The organism is Halorubellus salinus (assembly GCF_020567525.1).
GTDB classification, from domain to species: domain Archaea; phylum Halobacteriota; class Halobacteria; order Halobacteriales; family Natrialbaceae; genus Halorubellus; species Halorubellus salinus.
Window position 1 is genome coordinate 360,131 of the sequence record NZ_JAJCVI010000003.1, and the last position, 23,328, is coordinate 383,458.

General features: G+C 70.8%; 21 protein-coding genes. 8 read left to right on the forward strand and 13 right to left on the reverse strand.

Annotated features, from left to right (window positions below):
• Window positions 1-33: 33 nt before the first annotated feature.
• Window positions 34-1,059, reverse strand: coding sequence for a BGTF surface domain-containing protein (locus tag LI336_RS10070; RefSeq protein ID WP_227132999.1), 1,026 nt, complete (start codon window positions 1,057-1,059; stop codon window positions 34-36).
• Between the two features lie 242 nt (window positions 1,060-1,301).
• On the opposite strand from LI336_RS10070, the gene LI336_RS10075 reads away from it, so the two are divergent.
• Complete coding sequence (locus LI336_RS10075; RefSeq protein ID WP_227133000.1) at window positions 1,302-1,478, forward strand: DUF7501 family protein; 177 nt, start codon at window positions 1,302-1,304, stop codon at window positions 1,476-1,478.
• A 53-nt stretch (window positions 1,479-1,531) separates the two neighbouring features.
• On the opposite strand, the gene LI336_RS10080 is transcribed toward LI336_RS10075, so the two are convergent.
• From LI336_RS10080 to LI336_RS10090, 3 genes are all read right to left on the reverse strand, one after another.
• A complete protein-coding gene (locus LI336_RS10080; RefSeq protein WP_227133001.1) occupies window positions 1,532-2,419 on the reverse strand; it encodes a universal stress protein in 888 nt (295 codons plus the stop codon).
• 62 nt (window positions 2,420-2,481) lie between these two features.
• The gene (locus LI336_RS10085) at window positions 2,482-2,934 is read right to left on the reverse strand and encodes an Hsp20/alpha crystallin family protein (RefSeq protein WP_227133002.1); all 453 of its coding nucleotides are present in this window, start codon (window positions 2,932-2,934) and stop codon (window positions 2,482-2,484) included.
• A 272-nt stretch (window positions 2,935-3,206) separates the two neighbouring features.
• Complete coding sequence (locus LI336_RS10090; RefSeq protein ID WP_227133216.1) at window positions 3,207-3,434, reverse strand: hypothetical protein; 228 nt, start codon at window positions 3,432-3,434, stop codon at window positions 3,207-3,209.
• Between LI336_RS10090 and LI336_RS10095 the strand changes: the two genes are divergently transcribed.
• Window positions 3,375-4,853 carry an MBL fold metallo-hydrolase gene (locus LI336_RS10095; RefSeq protein WP_368408371.1) on the forward strand — a complete coding sequence of 493 codons (1,479 nt, stop codon included), beginning with the start codon at window positions 3,375-3,377 and terminating at the stop codon, window positions 4,851-4,853. The two genes, LI336_RS10090 and LI336_RS10095, sit on opposite strands and share 60 nt — an antisense overlap.
• 236 nt (window positions 4,854-5,089) lie before the next feature.
• On the opposite strand, the gene LI336_RS10100 is transcribed toward LI336_RS10095, so the two are convergent.
• The 9 genes from LI336_RS10100 to LI336_RS10140 all read right to left on the reverse strand — a co-directional run bounded on the left by LI336_RS10100 (window position 5,090) and on the right by LI336_RS10140 (window position 17,513).
• Complete coding sequence (locus tag LI336_RS10100; protein WP_368408366.1) at window positions 5,090-5,626, reverse strand: NUDIX hydrolase; 537 nt, start codon at window positions 5,624-5,626, stop codon at window positions 5,090-5,092.
• Between the two features lie 127 nt (window positions 5,627-5,753).
• Entirely contained in the window at window positions 5,754-6,992 is a 1,239-nt protein-coding gene (locus tag LI336_RS10105; protein ID WP_227133004.1) for an outer membrane protein assembly factor BamB family protein, read from the reverse strand.
• 105 nt (window positions 6,993-7,097) lie between these two features.
• A complete protein-coding gene (locus LI336_RS10110; RefSeq protein ID WP_227133005.1) occupies window positions 7,098-8,531 on the reverse strand; it encodes a hypothetical protein in 1,434 nt (477 codons plus the stop codon).
• Window positions 8,528-9,274 (reverse strand): ABC transporter ATP-binding protein, encoded by a 747-nt coding sequence (locus LI336_RS10115; protein ID WP_227133006.1) that lies wholly within the window; start codon window positions 9,272-9,274, stop codon window positions 8,528-8,530. Before LI336_RS10115 ends, LI336_RS10110 begins: the two co-directional genes overlap by 4 nt.
• A gap of 99 nt (window positions 9,275-9,373) precedes the next feature.
• A complete protein-coding gene (locus LI336_RS10120) occupies window positions 9,374-10,003 on the reverse strand; it encodes a DUF7344 domain-containing protein (protein WP_227133007.1) in 630 nt (209 codons plus the stop codon).
• Between the two features lie 180 nt (window positions 10,004-10,183).
• The gene (locus LI336_RS10125) at window positions 10,184-11,755 is read right to left on the reverse strand and encodes a hypothetical protein (RefSeq protein WP_227133008.1); all 1,572 of its coding nucleotides are present in this window, start codon (window positions 11,753-11,755) and stop codon (window positions 10,184-10,186) included.
• Window positions 11,756-13,150: a DUF58 domain-containing protein gene (locus tag LI336_RS20395; protein WP_227133009.1), complete on the reverse strand. Its 1,395-nt coding sequence runs from the start codon at window positions 13,148-13,150 to the stop codon at window positions 11,756-11,758.
• Between the two features lie 2 nt (window positions 13,151-13,152).
• Window positions 13,153-13,992 carry a DUF7269 family protein gene (locus LI336_RS10135; protein WP_227133010.1) on the reverse strand — a complete coding sequence of 280 codons (840 nt, stop codon included), beginning with the start codon at window positions 13,990-13,992 and terminating at the stop codon, window positions 13,153-13,155.
• Complete coding sequence (locus LI336_RS10140; protein WP_227133011.1) at window positions 13,989-17,513, reverse strand: transglutaminase TgpA family protein; 3,525 nt, start codon at window positions 17,511-17,513, stop codon at window positions 13,989-13,991. The genes LI336_RS10135 and LI336_RS10140 overlap by 4 nt, the downstream gene beginning before the upstream one ends.
• A 327-nt stretch (window positions 17,514-17,840) precedes the next feature.
• Here LI336_RS10140 and LI336_RS10145 point away from each other — a divergent pair, with 327 nt between their 5' ends.
• The 6 genes from LI336_RS10145 to LI336_RS10170 all read left to right on the forward strand — a co-directional run bounded on the left by LI336_RS10145 (window position 17,841) and on the right by LI336_RS10170 (window position 23,315).
• Entirely contained in the window at window positions 17,841-18,134 is a 294-nt protein-coding gene (locus LI336_RS10145) for a PadR family transcriptional regulator (protein WP_227133012.1), read from the forward strand.
• 122 nt (window positions 18,135-18,256) lie between these two features.
• Entirely contained in the window at window positions 18,257-18,904 is a 648-nt protein-coding gene (locus LI336_RS10150) for a class I SAM-dependent methyltransferase (protein WP_227133013.1), read from the forward strand.
• 206 nt (window positions 18,905-19,110) lie between these two features.
• Window positions 19,111-19,632: a P-loop nucleotide/nucleoside kinase family protein gene (locus LI336_RS10155; RefSeq protein WP_227133014.1), complete on the forward strand. Its 522-nt coding sequence runs from the start codon at window positions 19,111-19,113 to the stop codon at window positions 19,630-19,632.
• A gap of 170 nt (window positions 19,633-19,802) precedes the next feature.
• Window positions 19,803-20,681 (forward strand): lipase family alpha/beta hydrolase, encoded by an 879-nt coding sequence (locus LI336_RS10160; protein WP_227133015.1) that lies wholly within the window; start codon window positions 19,803-19,805, stop codon window positions 20,679-20,681.
• A gap of 124 nt (window positions 20,682-20,805) precedes the next feature.
• Window positions 20,806-21,609: an ABC transporter ATP-binding protein gene (locus LI336_RS10165; RefSeq protein ID WP_227133016.1), complete on the forward strand. Its 804-nt coding sequence runs from the start codon at window positions 20,806-20,808 to the stop codon at window positions 21,607-21,609.
• A complete protein-coding gene (locus LI336_RS10170; protein ID WP_227133017.1) occupies window positions 21,606-23,315 on the forward strand; it encodes a hypothetical protein in 1,710 nt (569 codons plus the stop codon). Before LI336_RS10165 ends, LI336_RS10170 begins: the two co-directional genes overlap by 4 nt.
• The last annotated feature ends 13 nt before the right edge of the window (window positions 23,316-23,328 follow it).

The following is a 23,328-nucleotide window of genomic DNA, read 5'->3' on the forward strand; positions in this document are numbered from 1 at the left end:
AAGGGAACGCGTCCCGCGGCTCAAGCTGACGGGTCAGTCGAAGTCGCCGACGAGCGCGACGACGCCGAGTATTGCCAGCACGCCACCGACCGCGAGCGCGCCGACCGTCGTCATCGAGACGCCGCCGTCACCGTCCGGCGTGCTCGTCGCCGCCGTCCCGTAGATGGTGCCGACCGTCGTCGTTCCCGCGTCGCCGCCGCGCGTCGTCGGCGGCGCGTCGGAGCCTTCCTGCAGGATGACGGTTGCGACGTCCACCTCGACGGGCTCGGTCCGGGTGTCCAGAGAGAGCGACAGTTCGTACTCGCCGGCCGCGAGCGAGTCCGGCCGGTCGACGTCCTGCGGGACGGTGACGGTGTCCGCGTCGGCCTTTGCGGACATCCCGTGTGCGTTCGGCGCGTCGACCGCCGTCTCGAACTGGAGGACGACCGTCCCGTCGCCGTTCCCGTCCTCGACGGTCACGGGAATCACGACGTTCGTCGCGTCGCTCCCGAACCGAACCGTCGCGTTGTCACGACCGGTCATATCGACCCCGATCTCGACGGTGTCGCCCGCGGCCGTCTGGTAGATGTTCTTCGTGAACGCTGCGTCGCCCGTCGGTTCGCCGCAATTGGGCGCGCATTCACCGACGACGCCGGGCGCACTCGCGAGCTCGGTGCCGTTCTTGTAGACGGAGACGGTGAACTCGGTCCCGACCTGGACGTCCCCGAAGTCGAACGTCGTCGCGAACGACCCGTCGTCGTTCACGGTCGCGACGGCGGACCGCAGGAACGGACTCCCGCCGTTGCTGGAGCGAGCGCGAACCGTCACCTGCGTGCCGCTCTCGAGGTTCGAGGTCCCCGAGATGCGTTCGTCGGCGGCCTGCTCGACGACGAGTCGCTCGCCGTCGGAGTCGATGGTCGCGTTCGGCGGCGCGTCCGCGACCGCTCCGACGCTTCCAGGGCCGGACGCGCTCGCCGGGGAACTCGCGGCGACGTTCGCCGCGGCGACCCCGCCGAGGGCGGCGATGGCGGCGAGCGCGACCGCGAACGCGACTGTCTCGCGAGCTGGTCGTCGACTCACGTCGACCACCCCTGCTCGCGTCCGCTGCAACGACCGTACCGGCGCGCACGAGGTCGTGCGCTGGAGGGCAGAGTTCGCATTGCACTCGAGACCACGGGTGGCGTACTTGTAGGACTCCCGTAACCTCAAACCGAGATTTGAACGCGCACCCCCACCACGACTGGTGTGTAATATTAGGGCATGAAAGGTCTCCTATTACTTACTAGGCGGGTTTGAAGGGGGATGCGCGCCACTGTATTCGTATGTCCGTCGGAACGCCCACCGCCAACTGGACCACGGAGTACAACTGCCCGTTCTGCGACGACACCCTCGAGGACCCCGGCGCCGCGTTCGTCGACCACATCGCCGACAACCCCGAGTGCAAGTCCGGCCACGACGCCTGGAAGTTCCACCTAACCGACGACTTCGGCGGCGCCTGACCGGACCGGCCCCAGCGAGCGCACGCGACGCACCCGACTCAGTCCCGACCGATTCAGTCCCCGACCGACTCGACTTCTCCGTCACCCGTCCCGCCGTCACCCACCGTCAACACCGGTACTGTCGACGTCCGTAACGTTCGCTCGGCGACGTTCCCCAGGAGGTACTTCGCCACCCCGCTCCGCCCGTGGGTTCCCATCGCGACCATGTCGACGTCGTGTGCCGCGACGTACTCTTCGATCTCCGCACGTGGAACGCCAGCCGTCACCGTCGTCGTCGCATCGACCCCCGCCTCCGTCGCGAGCGCGTGAACGTCGGTCACCGCGTCCGCGGCCGGTCCTCGCTGCTCAGCCTCGCGAATCTCCGACCGGACGTCCAACCCGAGCGCCGCCGTCTCCACGACCGAGAGGACGTGCACGCTTGCGTCGCATCGCGCCGCGAGCGACACAGCCACGCGCGCCGCCGCGAGCGCCTCCGGACTCCCGTCGGTCGCGACGAGCACGGTATCGTACGGGAACGACACCGTAGCGTCCTCGCCGACCGGCACCGTCAACACCGGCACGTCCGAATCCCGAACGACCGCCTCCGCGACGCTCCCGAGTTCGAAGTGCTCGATCCCCGTCCGGCCGTGCGTCCCCATCACGACGAGGTCGACGTCCACGTCCGTCGCGCACGCGACGATCGCCTCCCACGGCTCCGCCGTCCGCACCGCCGTCTCGACCGGCACGCCCGCGGCCTCGAACGTCGACGCGACCTCGGTGACGAACTCGGTCGCTTCCTCGCGCGCCACCTCGCTCTCCGGCGCCGTCTCCAGCCCTCTGACGTCGACGACGTGCAGGACGTACACGGACGCCGACAGGTGCTCGGCGAGTGCTCTCGTATGCGCGACCACGTCCCGCTGGAACGCGTCCTCGTCGACCGCCAGTAGTATCGACTCGACCATGGTTCGTCCTTCAGTGTTCGCGCCACGAGATGAAGAGGATTGGCCACCGAACCCGAGGACTCTCAGGCCTCCTCGATCTCGATGCGCGTCGAATCCTCGACGTCCTCGCGGGGGACCGTCACCGTCAGCACGCCGTGACGCATCCTCGCGGTGACCGCGTTCGCGTCCACCGGCTCCGGGAGTCGCACCGAGCGCGACGCCCGCCGATGCCGGCGTTCGTGCCGGATGAACTCGCCGTCCTCCTCGTCGACCGCCTGCTCGCGGTTCGCCGCTATCTTCAGCGTGCTATCGGTCACGCGGACGTCGACGTCCTCGCGCTCGAACCCCGGCAGGTCGACCGTCACGACGTACTCGTCGTCGTGCTCGACGAGGTCCAACGCCATCGACTCGTCCTCGGACTCCCGGGACGCGAACGGCGTCCCGCTGCTCCACGACCGCGACGCTTCCTCGAACTGTCGGCTCATCCGGTCGAACAGTTGCTCCAGTTCCTCGAACGGATTGTTCCGTGAACTCATGATGGAATCACCGGCGAGACGTACGTTCCACGCGGAGAAATACGGCCTGGACGGTTCACGGTCGACGGTGAACATACGAACCGATTGCGGTGACGAAACCGCTTCCTTCCGTCGGTATCGACGACGAACCCGTCGGTGACCGGTTACAACCCCGTCAGGAGTAGCGGACGGACGCGGCGTCAGGCGCGAGCGCTCGCGGCAGTTCCACCGCTCGGCCGCCTGTCGTAGCGACGACCAGTTCGGTAATCGCCCCCCGGTAGCAGTTCCAGGCATCACCATCGCTTTGGGTTAACTCTATTGCCTTCGCTTTCAAGGTCGATGACATGGAGGTCCGATTTCAACGCGCGAATCATCGGACCGGAAACGAGTCTGTGCTCCTGAAGTTCGAGGGCGTGCTCGACGAGCAGACCGCGTGCGTACTCGTGGACTCGGGGCATGGGGTGGACGTTTCGGCGCTGATGGGTGACGACGAACAGCTGGCTTCCGTACTCGTCACTCACGCTCACCTCGACCATTTCCGGTCTCTGGGGGAGAACGTCGTCGACGGTGCACCGGTGCTCGCGTCGGCACCGACGGCGGCGGTTCTCGAGGAGTCGCTGAGCGAGAACGAACGAAACGACAGGGCGACGGGGGACGTCGAAGGGGCACTGGATGCGCTCGAACCCGTGACGGGGTGGCGGACGCTGCTCGGCGACGACGCCGTCCGCGTCCATCCGGTACCGGCGGGTCACGCCCCCGGTGCGGCCGGGTTCGTCATCCAGTTCCGCGACGACGGCGTCGCCAGACACCTCCTCGTCACGGGCGACTTCACGCGGACGCAGACCGCCGGCTATCCGGCGCTCCCGGATTCCCTGCCCGTGGACGTGGAGGCGATGATCGTGAACGTCGCGACCGCCGACGAGTACGAACGCCGACTCCAGGAGACCCTCGAGACGACGCTCGCTCGCGTCCTCGACGACGATACGACGCTCCTGACCGGGGGGAGTCTCACCGGCGTTCACCTCGCGCGCCTGCTCGCCGCCGCGGCGAGCCGGTTCTCGCTCGACGTCCCGATCCGTCTCGTCGGACAGCCCGCGAAGCTCTACGACGCGCTGTCGCTCCCGACCGACCGGGTCGAGCTGACGCCGGAGTACGCGGACCCGGCGGCCGTGCTCGACTCGGGTGCGGTGACGATCGCGGCGCCGGAGACGCCGGTCGACGGTGGTGCGAAACGACTGTTCAAGGCTATCGAGGGGGACGCGGACGCTGCGCTCGTCCAGGCGACGACCGGTGCGCTCGACCCGGTGACGGGTGCGGCGTGTCGGACGGACGCGTTCGAGGTGCGCGCGCACCCGACTGAGGGGGTCGTCGACGGCGTCGTCGAAGGTTACGACCCGCTGCACGTCGTGGTCGGGCACGAGAAGGGTTCGGCGCTGGACGCGTACAAGGACAAGTACGCGGCGTTCGTGTGGGCGAACCAGGACGCCATCGAGCAGACGCTGTACGCCGACGGGGAGTGGCAGGCGCCGCCGTGGGTGAGCGAGCGCGCCGAAGAGTACGTATACGGGAACACGGCGACGACCGGCGGCACGCCGCTCGCGGACGACGCGGCGGCCGTCGACGCGTCGCTGCCCGCGGTGGAAGCGGGCGACGTCCTCCTGCACGCCGAAGGTATCGACGTCACGCGCCTCGGCGAGCGGTTCGGGTCGGCGTCGTCCGGCGACGCGACCGCGGGCGCCGACGCCGAGGGGAGCGAGGACCTGTCGACGGTGCTCGCGCGACTCGAGGAGATAGAGGCGCTGCTCGCGGCACGTGGCGTCCTCGACGACCGCGTCCCGGTGACCGTCGACGAGTTCGGCGACCGCACCGTCCTCGTTCTCCCGGAGGGCGTCGACGTCGACGACGCGGACGACGTCCACGTCTTCCTCGACGACGAGTGACCGCAGGCGTCCCGTCGAGCGGCCGCCGGCAGTCCCCCGTCACTCGACTGGCAAACGTTGCACCGTCACGCATCACCAAGGTAACCCTGCTCGTAGACGTCGGTGGCGCCACGCGAGAGCGTGCGAAGCAAACCATCACTTCCATCGATGCCATGCCCGCCGGCGTCGGCGCGGGTGCCTGCCCGCGCCCGCCGGGAGCAACCTGACGCCCCCGAGCGACAGCCAGGTTAGCCTCGTTACTCGAACTCGTCCCGTTCCACCGACGCGAGCGCCGCGAGCGCGCGCTCTCGCTCGTCACCGGCGAACGTCTCCTGTTCACCGAGCCACGCCGGCGACCGGACCGCGAGCGCCGCCGCCTCGCCATCAACTGGTTCGACCTCGCCGGCAGCGGCCGTTCGCGCGACGACGTAGTCGTGAACGACGTAGTGACTCCCGTCCGCGTTCGCCTCGCGACGCACCCCCAGCGGCCGCAGGGACTCGCGACCGACGACGAGCCCGGTCTCCTCGACGAGCTCGCGGACTGCCGCCGCCTCCGGGTGCTCGCCCGCTTCGACGTGGCCGCCCGGGAACCCCCACGTGCCCCGGTCGCGACCCGCCGCGCGCTCCATCGCAAGCACGCCGCCGTCGTCGACGACGAGCACCTCGACCGCCAGCACCGGCTGCTGGAGGACCGGTCGGTCGCAGCGCTCGCAGTACGCACCCGGCGGGTCCCCCGACGGGTCGTCGAGCGCGCGACCGCAGTACGGACAGAACGAGGGCTCGAAGACCGTCACGCCCCCCTCTCCGGGACCGCCGGACAAAGGCGTTCGGCACGACGGGTTTACACGAGACGTAAACCCAGCGGTCGCGGCCCGCTCCGAGAGGCGGTCAGGGGAGGCCATGACGTGCTCCGAAAGGCGGTCACGGGAGGTCGTAGCGTCGCATCGAGTGTGTCGCGACGTACGCGCTCCCGTCGCGCACGGTCAGGAACCATCGCGGGAGGAGGTCCTTGCGGACTCGACGCCCGCAGGTGTCGCCGTAGTTCGCGTCGTCGGTCACGAGCCGCCCGGTGCGCGCCCCGTCGTCGAGGTCGTGGACGTGCGCGAACCCGCGAGCGTCGAGCGCGAGCGCGACCCCGCGGTCCGCGTCCGCGTGCACGGCCACCGCGGGCGCACCGGCGTCGGACCGCCATCGCTCCTCGCCCGAGCCGCGGTCGACGGCCACGACCTCGCCCGACGCGGACGCCGCGAGCGCGCGCTCGCCCGCCACGGCGACGCCCCGGACCGACGCGTCGTCCGCGTCCAGCCCCTCGACCCGCTCGGGGGCGACGCGCTCGCGCCAGTCTAGCTCGCCGAACTCGGCGTCGATACCGCCGAGGACGTGCCCGTCGAGCAGCACCACGACCACGCCGTTCGCGACCGTTCGCGCAACGTCGGTCACCCCGGTGCCGATGGACAACCGCCAGTCGACGTCGCCGGTACGACCGTCCACCCGCCGGACGGTCCCGTCCTCGCACGCGACCACGACGTCACCGTCGCCGACGCCGCGGACGCGTCCGCGCGCCGGGAGTGCGTGCGTCCACCGCACGTTCCCGTCGGCCGCGTCGACGCCGGCGAGCACGTGATCGCCGTCGAACCCCGAACTGGTCGGGCCCTCGAACGCCTGCACGACGACGCCCTCGCCCGTCGGCACCGGCTTCTCGAGCGCGAAGCTCTCGCCCTCGTCGAAGTCGTCCTCGCCCGCGTCAACGCGCCAGCGCTCGTCGCCGTCGCTCGCCGCGAGCGCCAGGAGTTCGTTCCGCCCGGTCGGCACGTACACCACGTCGTCGTCCACCGCGGGCGTCCCGACTCCAGCGGGTTCGCGCTCGACCACCCACGAGGCCGCGCCCGTCTCTCGGTCGAGGCGCGCGACGCTCCCGGCCCCGCCGGCGACGATGCCGTGTCCGGTCGTCACGTACACCGTCCCGTCGTCCACGACCGGCGGCCCCCAGTAGCCGAACGCGTGCCCCGCCACGCCCCCATCGGTCGCCCGCTCGGCGTCCCAGACGGGCGCGTCCGGGTCGGGGCACAGCAGGTGCTCGTCCCAGAGTGCGTTCCCCACGACCAGGCCGCCGACGCCAGCCATCGCGGCGGCGGCGACGTGCCGTCGCGTGAACTCCATGTCGTCCGGAGCCAGCACCCACCCAGGCAAGTATCTTCTGCTCGACACCTTCGCCGCAGCGAGAGCGTCGCCGGCCGCTCCGAGCGCCAGCGAGAGAAAAGCGCGCTACGTCCGCGTCGCGCGCTCCCACTTCGGCGTCGCCCGCCGGACGAGCACGCCACCCGCGAGCGCGAGGACGACGCCGCCGACCGCGATGCCCGCGAGGACGGCGGGCGTCCCCGCGCTGACTACGAACCCGGCGACGACGATGGGGACCACCGGTCCTGCGACCGCGAGCGTGAACGCCGCGAACAGCACCGTGTCGAACAGGAACTCGTTCGGCGAGAACCCCGCGAGGTAGACCGTGACGCCGAACAGGTACACCTGGAGTCCCACGTGCACGACCACCCCGGCGAGTGCGTCCCAGACGGTCGGGGACTGCCACGCGACGGCGAGCGCGTAGAACCCGACGCCCGTCGGCACGCTCACGAGAAGGAACGCGCGGCGCTTCGCGCGCAGCACGTCCGCGACGTCCAGCGGGTAGAGGCGGTACTCGTCGAGGTCGTCGAACTGCGTCAACCAGTTGTACGTCGTGAACGCCGACAGCCCGAGGATGGCGCCGAGGGTCACGCCCGGCGCCGGGTCGACCGACGCGATCTCGCCCGCGAGCTCCAGGAGGAACACGCCCACGGCGAGCAGGATGCTCCCCGAGAACACGATCTTGAACAGGCCACCCGAGGACCGCGAGACGTCGATGAGCGTCTTCGCGGTGACCGCGTCGTCGCGGAACGGCAGGCGATCCCGCCACCGACCGTACGCGTCCCCCGCCGTCCGCGCGGGCGTCGAGTAGTTCGGGTCGTACACCGCGATCCCCAGCACCGCGAGCAGCGGGATGGCGGCGAGGACGACCGTCGTCTCGACGACGGTCGCACCCTGGTAGATACCGTACGGCGTGTACCCGACGACGTCGATGCCGGAGACGACCGCGGCGGCGAGGCCGACGCCGAGCGCGAGCGCGACGACGCGCCCGGACACGCCGCGGGTCGCGAGCGAGATGCCCGCGAACGTGACCGCGACCCCCAGCAGGAACGTCGTCGTCGCGGTCCCCCAGAGGAGCGCGACGTCGCTCGCGGCGAGCTGGCCGGCGGCGACCGCGGGCGTGAACGAGAGCGCCATCGGGACCATGAACAACCCCGAGTAGTAGACCGCGTCCTTCAGGAGGAACACCGCGAGGAGGCGACGCTGCGACACCGGGAGGGTGCGTGCGGTGAACACCAGGAGCGTCATGTCGCCGAGGAGGTTCCGCGCGGCGTCCCGGCCGAGGAACGCGGTCGTCCCCGTCTGCAGGCCGAACGCGAACACGAGCGCGTGCACGCCGAGGACGAGCGTGCTCACGGTCGCCACCGCCGTCGTCGTCAACAACCACACGGCGCCCGCGCCGAGGGCGAGCACGAACAGCGGGAACGCCGCGAACCGCGCCCCGCCGAAGAGGTTCGCGTGCATCCGCCACTCCTCGCGGAGCATCCCGACGAACAACCGCCGGTTCAGCGACCCCGTCATGGACCCAGCAGGCCCTGTACCTCGGCCGTCGCCGAGCCGACGTTCTCCAGGAACGTGTCCAAAAGCGACTCGTTCGGGCCGAGCTCGCTCGGGCGGCGCTCCGCGATGAGCTCCCCGCCGGAGACGATACCCACGCGACTACACACCTCCTCGGCGACCTCGATGTGATGCGTCGAGATGAATATCGTGTTCCCCGCGTCCCGGTACGCGACGAGGAAGTCCTTCACGCGCTCCTGGACGATCGGGTCGAGGTTCGCGAGCGGCTCGTCGATGAACACCACCTCGGGCTCGTGGAGGAACGCCTGCGTTATCATCACCTTCTGCTGTTGGCCCCGAGAGAGATCCGTCGACACCGTGTCGAGCTTCTCCGCGAACGACAACCGCTCGGTCCACGCGTCGACGCGCTCGTCGACGACGTCGCTCGGGATGTCCCGCACCGTTCCGACGAAGTCGAAGTACTCGCGCGGCGTGAGGAACGAGGGCGGGGACTCCTGCTCCGGGAGGATACCGATGTGGCGTCGCGTCTCCACGGGCTCGCTCACCGGGTCGAACCCGAGGACGGACGCGGTCCCGCTGTCGGGCTGGAGCTGGCCGGTGAGGATCCTGATCGTCGTCGTCTTCCCGGCACCGTTCGGGCCGAGCGCGCCGAACAGTTCGCCTTCGTCGATCGATAGCGAGAGGTCCGCGAGCGCGGTGACGTCACCGTAGGTCTTCCTGAGGTTCGACGTACTGATGGCGACCATCTACTGGCCGGAAGGTGGGGCGGTGCGCTCTTATCGTTGTTGGGCATGGTCCCGTCCGAGGCAGCGGTCTCGCGACGAGGAACGCGCCGACGTGGGGATTCAGTCGTCGGCTGGCGTCGCGTTCTCGGTGTCGTCGCGACCCGACGTGGGGTCGTCGAACGACGGGAGCCAGTCCGGGACGACGCGAAGCTTGGAGCGTCGACCGAGCTCCTGCTGGCCGTACTGGAGGAGTATCGCGACCGCGAACACGGCGAGGAACGCGACCGCCCACGCGGGCGCCGAGACGACCGACAGTAACGGTACGTTCGCGGCGGCGAACCCGACGGTCGCGATCCCGACGACGCCGATGACCATGTACCGGAACTGCCAGGACCCGCCGCGTGCGGTCGTCACGTTCAGGTACGGGTCGAGGTCGCGAGCGCGCTCCGCGAGCCGTATCTCCTTGCCCTGTCGCTCGTACTCGACGACGTCGTGTCGTTCGAGCATCGGGAGGTGCGTCTGGTGGAGCGACGCGTACACGCTGTCGCGCGCGCCCCGCGGCGCCGGCGACTCGCCGGTCTCGGCCTCCGCGATCGTCTCGCTCAGCGAACGCAACGTTACTGGCTCGTCGCCGCTCCGGAGCTCTTCGAGCGCGAGCGCCCGACGTTCGTTCCGGAGGACGTTGTGGATGTCGTTCGAACTCAAGCGCGCGGCCGGCTCCGCCTCGGTTCCTCCGCTCGCCGTCTCCATCTGTGATGACACGGTTACCTTCCTCTACATCTAGCTAGGCTACTTCTACCACAACTGTTCGCGTTTAGCAGTACGGGTGTTTATTACGGAAGCCTTGCGGGAATATCCCTGGCGTTCGTGGTGCGAATCAATGGATAATCAAACGTTAGTAAATGGATTCCTTCTCGCCGCGGTCGGCGGTCAACCCCGGAGCGTGCTCATCAGTCCGAGCGTCGCGACGACCAGCAACGCCAGCCCGAGGAGGCCAGGGCCGTCGATACCACCACCAGCGGCGAGCCGGCGAGACGCCCACAGCGCCACGAACGCGCCACCGACCAGGACGACGCCGACGGTCGCACTCCCCGCGGCGTGCAGCACCTCCACGACGCGCGACGTCGTCCCGTCCAGCTCCGCCGTGACGTCCACGCCGTAGTTCCCGACGTCCCACACGACCATCGACGCGACGACCGCCGCGAACGTCGCGAGCGCGTACTCGCCGTCCCAGACGCCCGCCGCGACCGCGACCAGGAGCACGCCACCGGCGGCGACGCTCGGCGCGGCCGTCCGGTTCGGGATGAACCCGACACCGGCCGCCGTCGTCAACGCGCTCAGCGCCGTCGTCGTCCCGAGCACGAGCGCTATCAGGACCGCGAGCGCGAGCGCCTCCACGCCGAGTGCCTCCACGCCGGCGTCGACCACCCCCGATATCGGTCCGATCCGAAGCCGGGACAGCACCAGCTCCGGTCGGAGCACGCCGACCGCGAGCAGGATGGCGCCCCCGGGCGTCGTCGTCGCGAGCACGCGGAGGACGCGACGGCCGTCGACGTTCGCGACGCGACGCACCCCGACCGCGACCGCCGACGCCGCGAGCGCACCCAGCGCCACCGCCGCGAGCGTCCGACGCAGGACCGGGACGTCGACGACCGCCGCCAGCACGCCCTCGACGCCCACGTCCGCGAGCACGCCGTGAAGCGCCTCCGCTGGCCACGCCGTCAGCACAACCGCGAGGAACAGCGCGGTGACGCCACCGCGGACGAGCCACGACCGTGCACGACCGACGCGACGCGCGACCCCGCCACGCCGCGCCCTCGCGACGAGGTTCACGACCGGGAGCGTCCGGAGCGCGACCGCCACCGAGAGCGCCGCCGCGCCCGAGAGCGCGAGGAACCCGCCGACGTTCGCGTTCGGACCCCGGGGCGCGAGGAGCGCCGTCACCCCCTCACCGACCGCCGACTCGACCGCGCTCACGGCCTCCCCGCCGCCACCGACCGCGCCGAGCACCGCGACGACCACCACCACGCCCGGGAGTCCCGTCGCCGCCGCGGCCTGCGCGACGGTGCGAGCCCACTGCCCGTCGCCGAGCGACCCCGGTATCGCCGCGGTCGCACCGAGGCCAGCGACGAGCGCGCCGACCACGAAGATCGCGGGCCCCACCGTCAACGGCACGTTCGGGTCCGATATCGGTCGCGAGAGCGCGTACGCCGTCGCGACGACGCCGACCGCGACGCCGACGCTCCCCGCCGCCATCCACAGCGGCGAGTCCCTGTTACAGAGCGTCGACGCCACCGCGAGCGACGCACCCGCGGCGAGCCCCACGACCGCGAGTTCGAGGACGCCGAGCACCCACCCGACCGCCGCCACCGCGACCGCCGTCGTCCCGAGGACGACCGCGCCGCTCACCGCCGTCGCCGCCACCGCCTCCGTCACCAACCGCCGCCCCGACCCCGCCGCCGCCCCGGCGACCGAACTCGGCGTGCGGTCGTCGCCCGCCATCTACCGCACCTCCCTGAACGCCGGTGCGAGCGCCAACGGCAGCGGGTCCGAGAGCGACCAGTCCACGACGTGCGCCCCGGTCTCGCGGAGTCGACGCACGCGCTCCGTGCGCGTCACGTGCGTCACGCGGCCACCGAGCGTCTCCCTGTCCGTCACGTCCGGCGACACCACCGTCACGGCGTGCCCGTGCCCCGCGAGCGTCTCCGTCACCGTCACCGGGAACTCGTCGAGCGCCGGCGTCACGAACACGACCTGCGTGTGCCGGTCGAGGTACGCACGCAACCGCCGCGTCGCCGCGTCCGCATCGTCGACCCCACCGTCGGGCGACGGCGACCCCGCCACCGACGCCCGCGCGCCGTCCGCAGCCGTCGATTCGCGCGCCGACGCCCCCCGGCCAGCGCCGCCGCGACCCGCCGACGCAGCGACGGACGGGTCGCCCTCCGCGACCGCCGAACACACCGCCGACACCTGCGCGCGGAACGAATCCCCGCCCGACGGCTCCAGGACCGACGGCGACCCGGACCCGCGGGTCCCCGGGAGCGAGAGCCCGAACACGCCGATACCGACCTCGTGGCCCTCGTCCAGCAACACGCCCGTGAGGAGCTCCGCCGCGTACGACGACAGCTCGCGCGAACTCGGGTACGCCGGCCCGCACGACACCGCGACCGACTCGCGGGCGTCCACCACGACCATCACGCGCGCCGCCTCCTGCACGCGGTAGTCGATGGTCGTCAGCTCGCCCGTCTTCGCGAGCCGCCGCCAGTCGATGCGGTTCATCGGGTCCCCGCGCCGGTAGTTCCGCGTCGAGTGGAACTCGATGCCGGCACCGCCGGTCTGCGTCGGGATGGAGCCGACGAACTGCATCGTCTGGTCCCGGACCGGCGCGTCCTCGACGTGCACGCGACAGAACATCCCCGAGTCACCCGACGGCGTCACGTCCGCGCTCGACACCGCCGCGGCGCTCAGGCTCCGCGCGCGCACCGACACGTCACCGAACTCGTGCGCGCCCCGCTGGGCCACCAGCTCGTAGGTCACCTCGTGGGTCTCCCCGGCACGCAGTCCGAACACCGCCTCGGGACGCCCCGACACCGGCTCGACGCCACCAGGAACGTCGTCAACCAATCGGACGTCCGGGAGCGCGCGGTCGCTCTCGTTCGTCACCGCGAGCGTCACCGTCACGTGCTCGCCAGGGAAGGGGGTGTCCGACGACAACGAGCGCTCGACGCGCACCGCCCGCGACACGTCCGGGACCGACGACAGCGCGCCGTACGCCAGGTACCCGAGCGGGAGCGCCGCCGCGACGAACAGGACGCGGTCACCGGTCCACAGCGCCACCGCGACCAGCAGCGCCGCCGGCGCGACGGCCGTCCGCCACCGCGGCTCGTGACGACTCACGCTCACGACGCCACCTCCGACCCGTCCGGCGACCGCCCGCCGTCGCGCTCCCGGGCACCGTCGCCGTCGCGCCCTCGGGCACCGTCGCCGTCGCGCCCCCGGGCACCGTCGCCGTCGCGACCCGCCGTCGACTCGCCACGCTCCGAGTCGTCCTCGGTCGTCCCAGCAGCCGACCCGTCCGCGGTCGTCTCGACCACCGACCCCGCTGCCTGCTCCTCGACGACGGCGACGACGCACTCGACGCGCCGTCGGAACGCACGCGCCGGATACAGCCACGCGTACACGCGCCGCCACAGCGACACCCCCGGTGCCTCCGGGCCACCGAGGAACGCCGCGGCGACGCGGTCGTCGGTCCACGCACCCGACTCGACCGCTGCCCGCGCCGCGTCCGGGTCCATGCCACGGGCGGCCTGCACCGCGACCGCCGCGATCTCCAGATCCTCGCGGACGCGGTCTGCCTCCCACGCGTCCGCGTTCGGATCCGCCTCCAGCTGTGCGACGGTCCGCGCCACCGCGTAGTCGAACGCCCGCCCCGGTCGCTCCGGGTCGAAGTCGACCGACACCGCGTCCAGGTCGGGCGCCGCGGCGTCGTCGTCGCGAACGAGGCGCTCGACGGTCCCGTCGTCCGCTCGCCAGAACCGATAGACGGCGTACGCGAACACGAGAAGCGACAGCACGAGGACGACGACCCACGGCTCGACCGCCGACTCGACCTCGCTCACCGCCGCCGTCACCGGCGCAGGCAGGAGGTCAGGCGCGAACGCGGCCACGAGCCCCACCGCGAACGCGACCGTCCCGACTGCACCGACGAGCTCGCGGACCGACGGTCTGCGGCGGCTCACGCCCCCACCCCCTCGTCGCCGAACCGGTCCTCGCCCGCCTCCTCCCCACCGCCCCCATCGCCCTCGCTGGGACCGTCCCCGACGCTCGCATCGTCGCCGACGCCGGCCGTGGATTCGAGCGACTCGGCCGCCGCCCGCGCCCGCTCGACGTCCTCGTCGCTCGCCCCGTTCGGCCCGTACACCGCTCGCTCGTACGCGTCCGTCAACGTCCGCACCGGCTCGTCCGGGAGCCCTCGCTCCAGCGCCATCCGACCGACCTCGGCGGGCGTGCGCTTGCTGAGTCGCGACGGCGACACCAGCGACACGAGCACCAGCCACGCCTCGACGAGCGACCGCGGCGTCGACTCTTCCGCCGCCCCCGACGCCGACGAACCGCCCGCCTTCGGCGCCCCGACCGCGTCCCCCGGAGCGTCACCGCGGAGCCCGCGGAGCGCCGCGACGACCGCCGCGAGCACGCCCGTCACCCACGCCACGACGCGACGCCACGCCGCACCGAGCGCGCGCGCCGGCGACTCCACCAGTCGCTCGACCGCACCCCGGACGAGCGCCGGGAGCGACGGCAACCACGCGACGAACGCGTCCACGCGGTCCGCGACCGCGAACAGCGCGTTCATCGCCGCCGCCGTCGCAGCGCTCGCGTACCGCCGCAGCGCTCGCACCGCCCGCGCCGCACGACTCCGCTCGAACACCGAGCCGACGACGACCACGACCGCCAGCACGCCCACCGCGAGGACGCCGAACGCGTTCAGGAACAACCAGTCGAGGCGCGCCGACCCCGACGCACCCATCGACGACGCCAGCACCGTCGCCGCGTTCCCCACCGGGAGCGTCACCTCCGCCGTCCCGGACGCGTCCGTCGTCGTCGCGTTCACGTCGGCCGCGTCCGCGAGACTCGCGTTCGCGCCACCGACCACGCGAACCGTCGCGTCCGCCACCGGCGCGCCCGCGTCGGTCACGTTCACCGACATCGGCGTCCCTGGGAGCGCCACCAGATAGGCCGGCGTCGTCGACACGTTCGGCTCGAACAGGTCCACGTCTCGCGTCGTCGACAACGTCCCCAGGGTCGCCGACACCGTCACGTTCCCCGTCGCGTTCGCGGGAACCGACAGTTCGACGAGCCCCGACCGGTCCGTCTCCCCCATCGCGCGACCGTCGACGCGCACCGTCGCCCCCGTGACCGACTCCTCGGCCGCGCGAACCGCCGCCACCACGTCCTCGCCCGGCGACAGCGGGTCCTCGAACGACAGCGTCGCGTTCGTCACCACGTCCTTCGTCGCCTCCCCCGCGACGACGCCGCGCTCCACGCGGACCGTCACCGTCCCGGACGCGTCCGTCGGCACCGGCACGGTCGCCATCCCCGCCGCGTCCGTCCGCGCGACGCGCTCGCCGTCCAGGAGCACCGTCGCGTTCCCCAGCGCCGCACCGTCGTACTGCGCCGTCACCCGCAGGTCACCGCCCGGCACCGCGCTGCCAGCGGCGGTCACCGCCGCCGTCGTCACCAGCTCCACGACCGCCGAATCGGACACCTCTCCACGCTGCGCTGCCACCGTCACCTCGCTCGCGTCCGTCGGCAGCGATAGCCGCACCCACCCGGACTCGTTCGTCACCCCGACGACCTCGCCGTCCCGACGCACCGTCGCGTCCGAAACCGGACGTCCCTCGATACTCACCTGCATCCACACCGTCGCCCCGAGCGTCGGCTCGTCCGCCAACGCGAACGTCATGTCAGCCGCCATCGCGAACTCGCGCGTCGCCGTCTCGTTATCGGGCGACCCAGGGTCCTCCGCTGGTATCGTCGCGGAACTCCCAGGGTCGCTCCCCGCCACCGCGCCCGGGAACGCGCTCGCCGGAACCGCAGCCACGTCGAACCGCACCGACCCCGAGTCGCCCGCAGCGGGCGGCCCCGGAACGGACCCAGTTGGTCGCGTCACCGCCCCGAGATCCGCCGCTCGCATCGACTCGTTCACGTTCTCGACGCGCACCGTCAGGTTCCGCGCGTACGGCACCGTCCCGACGACCTCGCCGTCGTAATCCGTCGTCCCGACGTACTCGCCGTTGAAGAACACCGTCGCGAACGACACCGGCTCCCCGTCCCGAGTGACCGTCACCGTCACGTCGATGCCCGGCGCGGCCGACCGGTTCAGCGAGACGTTCACCGACCGCGGACCATCCACCTCCGAGGCCGACCCGTCGCCGTCGCCACCGCTCCCGTCACCACCCGACCCGTCCGTGCCGTTCGTCGACCCGCCAGTCGTCCCGTTCCCGCCCGACCCCGTCCCGGTCGACCCGTTCCCGGACGGCTCGAACGAGGACGCGTTCACCGACTCGCTCAACGCCGACTCGGCGAACGACTCCTGAACTGCCGATTCGTTCGCAACCCCCTCGTCGGCCGCCTCGCGGCCCGCGGCCGGCGTCGGGTCGAACCGAACCCACCCGACGCCCTCGAAGTACGCCTCCACCCACGCGTGCGCCTTCGACCCCGTCACCGCGTACGTCTCCTCGCCGATCTGGGTCCCCGGCGCGTACCCGACGACGTACCGCGCCGGGATGCCCTGCGACCGCAGCATCACCGCCATGCTCGACGCGAAGTACTGACAGTACCCCGCGTCCATCTCGAAGAGGAACTGGCGGGTCACCGGTCGACTCGGGTCCGTCGTCGCGTTCAACGAGTACTCCTTGTTCGCCTCCAACCACGCTTCGATGGCCTTCGCCTCAGCGTAGGGGTTCGTCGCGTCCGCCGTCACCTCGTCCGCGAGGTCGACGACGCGGTCCGAGACGTTGTCGTCGACGCCGAGGTACGTGCGCTCGATAGCGGACGGATAGTCGTACCCGGACTTCGAGAGCACGCTCGCGTCGCGCGTCGGCCGCACCGCCGTCACGGTGAACGACTGGTTCGCCGACAGCGACTCGCGCGGCACGATACCGCCGGTGTCGCGGACCGAGAGCGGCGTCGGCCCCTCGACGCTCGTCGGCTTCCACGGCACCGGCACCGCGTACGCGGACGTGTTCAGTGTCACGCGCGCCGTGACCCGCTCACCCGGGGGCGTCGTTCCCGGGACCGCCCCGGAGAACGCCGTGCGCGCGTCGTCGCGCGTCCACCCGAACCCGTCGAAGGACTGGTACGCGCCGACGCGATAGTACGAGTTCGACGCCGCCTGCACGACGAACTGGATGCCGCCCGACTGCTCGCTGAAGTTCGCGAGCGACTGCGCGCCCCCGACCTGGTAGTTCTTCGGGGACCCGACGACGTTCGGCGGGGCCGACGCCCCCTGACTCGCCGCACCCTCGGCCGCATCGGTCCCGTTCTCCGGGAGCGAGCCATCGCTCCCGTTCCCCAGCGCCTTCGCCACGTCGCCGTTCGCGAACGACGACGCGTTCACCGCCGGCCCGTCCTCGAACGGGGACCCGACCGACGGCGCGATGGCGCCGGCGAGCACGAGCGCGAGCGCGCACCCGACGACCACGACGACCTGGGCGACCCGTCGTCCAGCGCCGTCAGCGTCCGCGCTCGTCCCTGTCATTGTGGGTTCCCCAATCGCCCGACGTAGTACTTGTGTGACGTATCGGACGGGCGCGCATAAGCCCTTGGGCTGGGTCGGTCGCGCGGACACTGCCAGTATCGTTCCGTCTCGTCCCGTCGCGTCGCGGTTCCGGTCGGCGTTCACCGAGCAAGTGATGACATACCGGTAACAAGAACGGGGAACCAGTACGTTTCCGGGACAACTCGAACGCTACCGTAACAGGCCTTTGATACGAAGAGGATACCAGGTAAAGATTGCTGATTACCATGGCCAACTGGCGACGACAGGTCAAAACACTCAAACCAACTGGACCCCAGAAACTACCACATGCACGACCTGACCGGATTCCAGAGGGACCTGCTGTACACCATCGCTGGCCTCGACGAACCACACGGCCTCGCGATCAAGGATGAGCTCGAACAGTACTACGAATCGGAGATCCACCACGGCCGGCTCTACCCGAACCTCGACACGCTCGTCGACAAGGGCCTCGTCGAGAAGGGCGAACTCGACCGCCGCACGAACTACTACACGCTCACCCGCCGCGGCCGCCGCGAACTCGAGGACCGCCGCGAGTGGGAAGACCAGTACGTCGAACAGGTCGAAGCGGCCTCCCAGTAACGCCGCCCCTCGGTCCCACCCCGGTCCCCTCCGCCTTTGATTGACTTTTCGGACGCCAGCTCGACAGCGTCGGCGCTCGCGGAAGCACGCGTTTCATGGCGCAGTGGCGCGAACGCGAAACCATGGCGGCCCACGACAACCCGTTGTTCGCCGCGATATACGACCCAGTGACCGCACTCGCAGAGGCGACGGTACTCGCTCCACATCGACGCTACATCACGAACGGGCTCACGGGCCGCGTCCTCGACCTCGGCGCCGGCACCGGCGCGAGCGTCCCGTTCCTCGTGGCCGCACGCGACGCCGCTCGCCGGAACGGCGACGCCCTCGACGTCCACCTCCTCGACCCGGACCGACACATGCTCTCGCGTGCTCGCAGGGCCGCCGACGAGCACGGGCTCGACGCGACCGTCGTCTGCGGCGACGGCGAATCACTTCCGTACCCCGACGACAGCTTCGACGTCGTCGTGTCCGCGCTCGTCGGCTGCACCATCCCGGACCTCGACGCCGCCCTGGACGAGGTCGCACGCGTACTCCGTCCCGGCGGCCAGTTCCGGTTCTTCGAGCACGTCGCCGCCGACGGCCTCCAGGGGCGCATCCAGACCACCATCGACCCCGCGTGGACGCGCCTCGCCGCGGGCTGTCACCTCGACCGCGACCTCGAAGCCGCCTACCACGCACACCCCGGGTTCGACGTCGTGACCGTCGAACGCCACGGCGGCGTCCCACCGGTCGCCCCGCTCGTCCGCGGCGTCGCCGTCGCGACCGGGTAGCGAGCGCCCCCTCGGTCGCTCGACGACGACCCACGGGTATGCACGAACGTGTCCTGAACTGGTCCTCGAGCACGAACGATTCTACACCTTTATTGTGACCAAGCGGCGACTGTTCGCTGTCAGATGACCACCGAACGGGCGCCACGGGCTCACTCGCAGACCGGTCAGACCGTCGCGCGAGCGCGAACACCGCCAGCACCGACATCATGTTCGTCCTAGTCTGTGGCCTCCCCGGAGCCGGGAAGACCACGGTCGCCGGCGAGGTCGTCGACCGCCTCGGCGGCGTCCGCATCCGCACCGACGTCGTTCGCAAGGACCTCTTCGAGGACCCCCAGTACAGCGACGCGGAGACCGACGCCGTCTACCGTACCGTCGTCGAGCGCGCCGACGCCGTCCTCGACGACGACCAGCACGTCGTCCTCGACGGGACGTTCCGGGAACGTGACTTCCGGACGCCCGCGTACGCCGTCGCCCGCGACCACGACGTCGACATGGTCGTCCTGAAGGTCGAAGCGGACGACGCGGTCGTCAAGGAACGCATCCGACAGCGCGAGGACGACGCGAGCGACGCCGACGTCTCCATCTACGAGCACTACCGCGACAAGTTCGATCCCATCCAGACCGACCACGTCGTCGTCGACAACTCCGGGAGCCTCGACGCCACGCGCGACCAGGTCGCCGACGCCATCGCGAACCCGACGGCAGCGCGCCCGTCGCCCGACGCCTGAGCGACCCCTGGGTCGTCCCCTCCGTCTTCCTCCGGTGCCCGACTGCTTCTCTATTCGTCGCATCCCTGACCTCTCGGCGGTTCTCGTCCGGAACCGACGCGAGAAACTGCACGTTCGTTCCTCGAAGTTCCACAAAGCCTTTTCCGCTGGGGATTACCGTTGGCTCTGTCATGCGACGACGTACCATCCTTCGAGGGGCAGCGGCGACGGGAACCATGGCGCTCGCCGGGACCGGCCTCGCCAGCGCCGGCGGCGACGGCAACGACGAACTCGACGCGCCAGACGACTACCCGGGTGTCTCCACGCGTGAGCACTTCGACATCAACTGGTACGGCGCCGTCGAACTCGACGAGGGCACCTACAGCTACGACTCCCGCGGCGACTGGGCGAAGTACGACGACGGCGACGAACTCACCCTGTTCGTCCACGGCTGGCGCACCGAGAACGAGGACGACGGCGACATCAACGGCGCCTACACCGCCGAGAAGGCGCTCCAGGAACAGGGCTACGACCCGACCGGTGCCGTCTACACGTGGGACGCCGACAAGGGCGGCGGCATCGACGACGGCTGGTACGAAGCCCAGGAGATCGCCGCCCAGAACGGCCCGAAGCTCGCGAACTTCCTCCTCGACTGGCAGGCGAGCGACGGCCGCCCGGTCCGCCTCGTCGCACACTCCCTGGGCGCACAGGTCGTCTGCTCGGCGATGAAGAACCTCCGGGCGTGGGAGTACCCGAACGTCGTCGACAGCCTCGTCCTCGTCGGCGGCGCCGCCGACAACGAAGCGTGCGCCATCGACGGCGAGTACGGCCCTGGCCTCGAGTACGCCGCCGAATCCGTCCTCAACTGCTACAAGACCGACGACACCGTCCTCGAGTGGGCGTACTCGCTCGGCGAACTCAACACCGCCGTCGGCGAATCCGGCGTCGACGGCACCCCGCCCGCGAACATGACCGAGAGAGACGTCACCGACGTCGTCCCCGACCACTACTCGTACCCCGAACTCAAGGAAGACGGCGGTTGCATGGACGTCGTCGTCGAGAACTGGTAATCCGTAGCGTCTCGTCTCGATCCGTCCAATCTCGTCCCGTCTCGTCACGGTGCCGGCTTGCGGCGACTTCCAGCCCGGAAACTGTTCGTCATCTTTTAAGAATGCCGGCGTCGTAGTCCCGGGTATGTCAGCAGGTCCCCACGACACGCCCGACGACTCCCTCGCCATCGAGACGCGCGGCCTCACGAAGCGATTCGGCGACGTCGACGCCGTCACCGACCTCGACCTCGCCATCCCCTCCGGCGTCGTCTACGGCTTCCTCGGCCCGAACGGCTCCGGGAAGACGACCACGATGCGGATGCTCACGACGCTCACGCGCCCCACCTCCGGCGACGCGTTCGTCGCCGGGTCGCCCATCACCGACCGCGACGCCGTCATCGACCACATCGGGTACCTCCCCGAGAGCCCGCCCGTCTTCGAGGAACTCACCGCGCGCGAGAACCTCCGGTACGTCGCCTCGCTCCACGACATCCCGCGGAGCGAGGCCGACGCCGAGATCGACGAGTACCTCGACCGGTTCGGACTCGCCGACGCCGCAGACCGCCGCGTCGAAGGCTACTCGAAGGGGATGCGTCAGAAACTCGGGCTCGTCCAGGCGATCATCCACGAGCCCGACGTCATCTTCCTCGACGAACCGACGAGCGGCCTCGACCCGCGCGCCGCACGCACCGTCAAGGACCTCATCGCCGAACTCGCCGACCGCGACGTCACCATCTTCCTCTCCACGCACATCCTCAGCGTCGTCGACGAACTCGCCGACCGCGTCGCCGTCCTCCACAACGGCGGCCTCGTCGCCGAAGGCTCCCCGGACGAACTCAAGCACCGCGCCGAAGCCACCGTCGAGAGCACGCTCGAGGACGCGTTCCTCCAGCTCACCGACGACCACGACGACGAACCCGTCGAACCCGAAGACGAGGTGATGGCGTGAGCACGCCAACCGAGTCCACCGACGGTAACAGCGGCCTGCGCACGCTCCGGCACGGACTCACGCTCGGACGCGTCGACGTCAAACGAAGCGTCCGGAAGTCCATCGACCGGAAGTCACAGATACTCGCGTACGCCGTCGTCGTCCTCCTGTTCGGTGGCCTGGGCGGCTACGGCTCGTACATCTTCGGGCGCGAGGTCGGTCTCGGCGGCGACCTGCCGTTCGACTATACGATGCTCGAGGTCGCTCGCGGTGCGTTCGCACTCCTCTGGCTGTTCTTCGCGGTCATCGTCGTCGTCCGAACCGTCGGCACCCGAGGGACCCTCGAGAACGACGTCGGCATCCTCTCGGTCGTCCCGACGCGCGAGGCCGTCCTCGGCGTCCTCTTCGGCGAACTCGTGCTCGCACTCGCGTACACGCTCCCGCTCCTCTCCGTCCTCGCCGTCGGGTACAGCGCCGGCGCCGGCACGTACACGCTCCTCGTGACCGCGCCGATAGTCGCCGTCGTCGCGGCCGCCACCGCCGTCTCCTTCGCGTACCCGATCGGGCTCGCGATCAGGCACGTCGTCACGCGCATCCCGTTCGTCGCCCGCCACAAGGGACCGCTCATCGTCCTCGTCTTCCTCGCGTACATGGGACTCATCCTCTCGGACGTGCTCGGGAACCTCGCCGCCACCATCTTCGAACCGATGCAGCAGGCACCGACCGCGTGGTTCGCGGACCTCCTCCTCCTCGGGAGTGCCGCCGGCGGCACGCCGCTGCGCGCGGCGCTCGCGCTCGCGCTCGTTCCCGCCTTCGGCGTCGCGAGCGTCCTCGTGACGACGCGCGTCGCCGACCACCACTGGTTCGCCGACCCCGTCCTCGCCGGTACCGAGGACGACGACACCGACGTCGACCCGAACACCGACCGGCACGACGACGGCTTCCTGCTGCGCGTCGAGGACGCACTCGGCGGCGTCGTCGGCCGCGGCACCGCCGCCGTCACCGTCCTCGCGTGGAAGCGCGCCGCACGCGCCCCCCTGAAACTCCTGTACGTCGCGTACCCGCTCCTGTTCGCCATCGGGTTCATCGCCGACATCGTCCAGACCGGCGAGGTCCCGGCGTTCGCACCGGCGGGCGCGCTCCTGTTCGCCGCGTGGGCCGGCGCGGTCGTCTTCACGCTCAACCCGCTGGGCGACCAGGGGTCCGCGCTCCCCGCGACCGTCCTCTCCCGGGTCGGCGGCCGCCAGTTCATCGGCGCGCACGTCCTCGCCGGCGCCATCGTCACCGTCCCGATCGGGGTCGTCCTCGTCGTCGCACTCGCGCTCGCGGTCCCGCTCGACGCCGACCAGCTCACCGCCGTCGCCATCGGCACGCCCGCGAGCGTCCTCGTCGGCAGCCTGTTCGCGGTCGGCATCGGGATGCTGTTCCCGCGCTACGAGGCCGTGAACATCACGCGCTCGACGAAGGCCGTCGTCCCGAGCCTCCTCGCGTTCCTCGCGTACTCGCTGTTCCTCGTGCTCGTCGTCGCCGCCGCCGGCATCGTCTACGAGCCCGCGGTCGAACCGTTCGTCGCCGCCATCGCGAGCTGGCTGCTGCCGTTCGGGTGGTCCGTCACCGCTGACACCGTCGGGCTCGCCGCTCGTGGTGCGCTCGTCCCGCTCGCCATCGCACCTTTCGCGTCGGTCTGGTACGCCGTCCGACGGTTCGACACCGTCACGCTGGACTGACGCGGACGGCCAG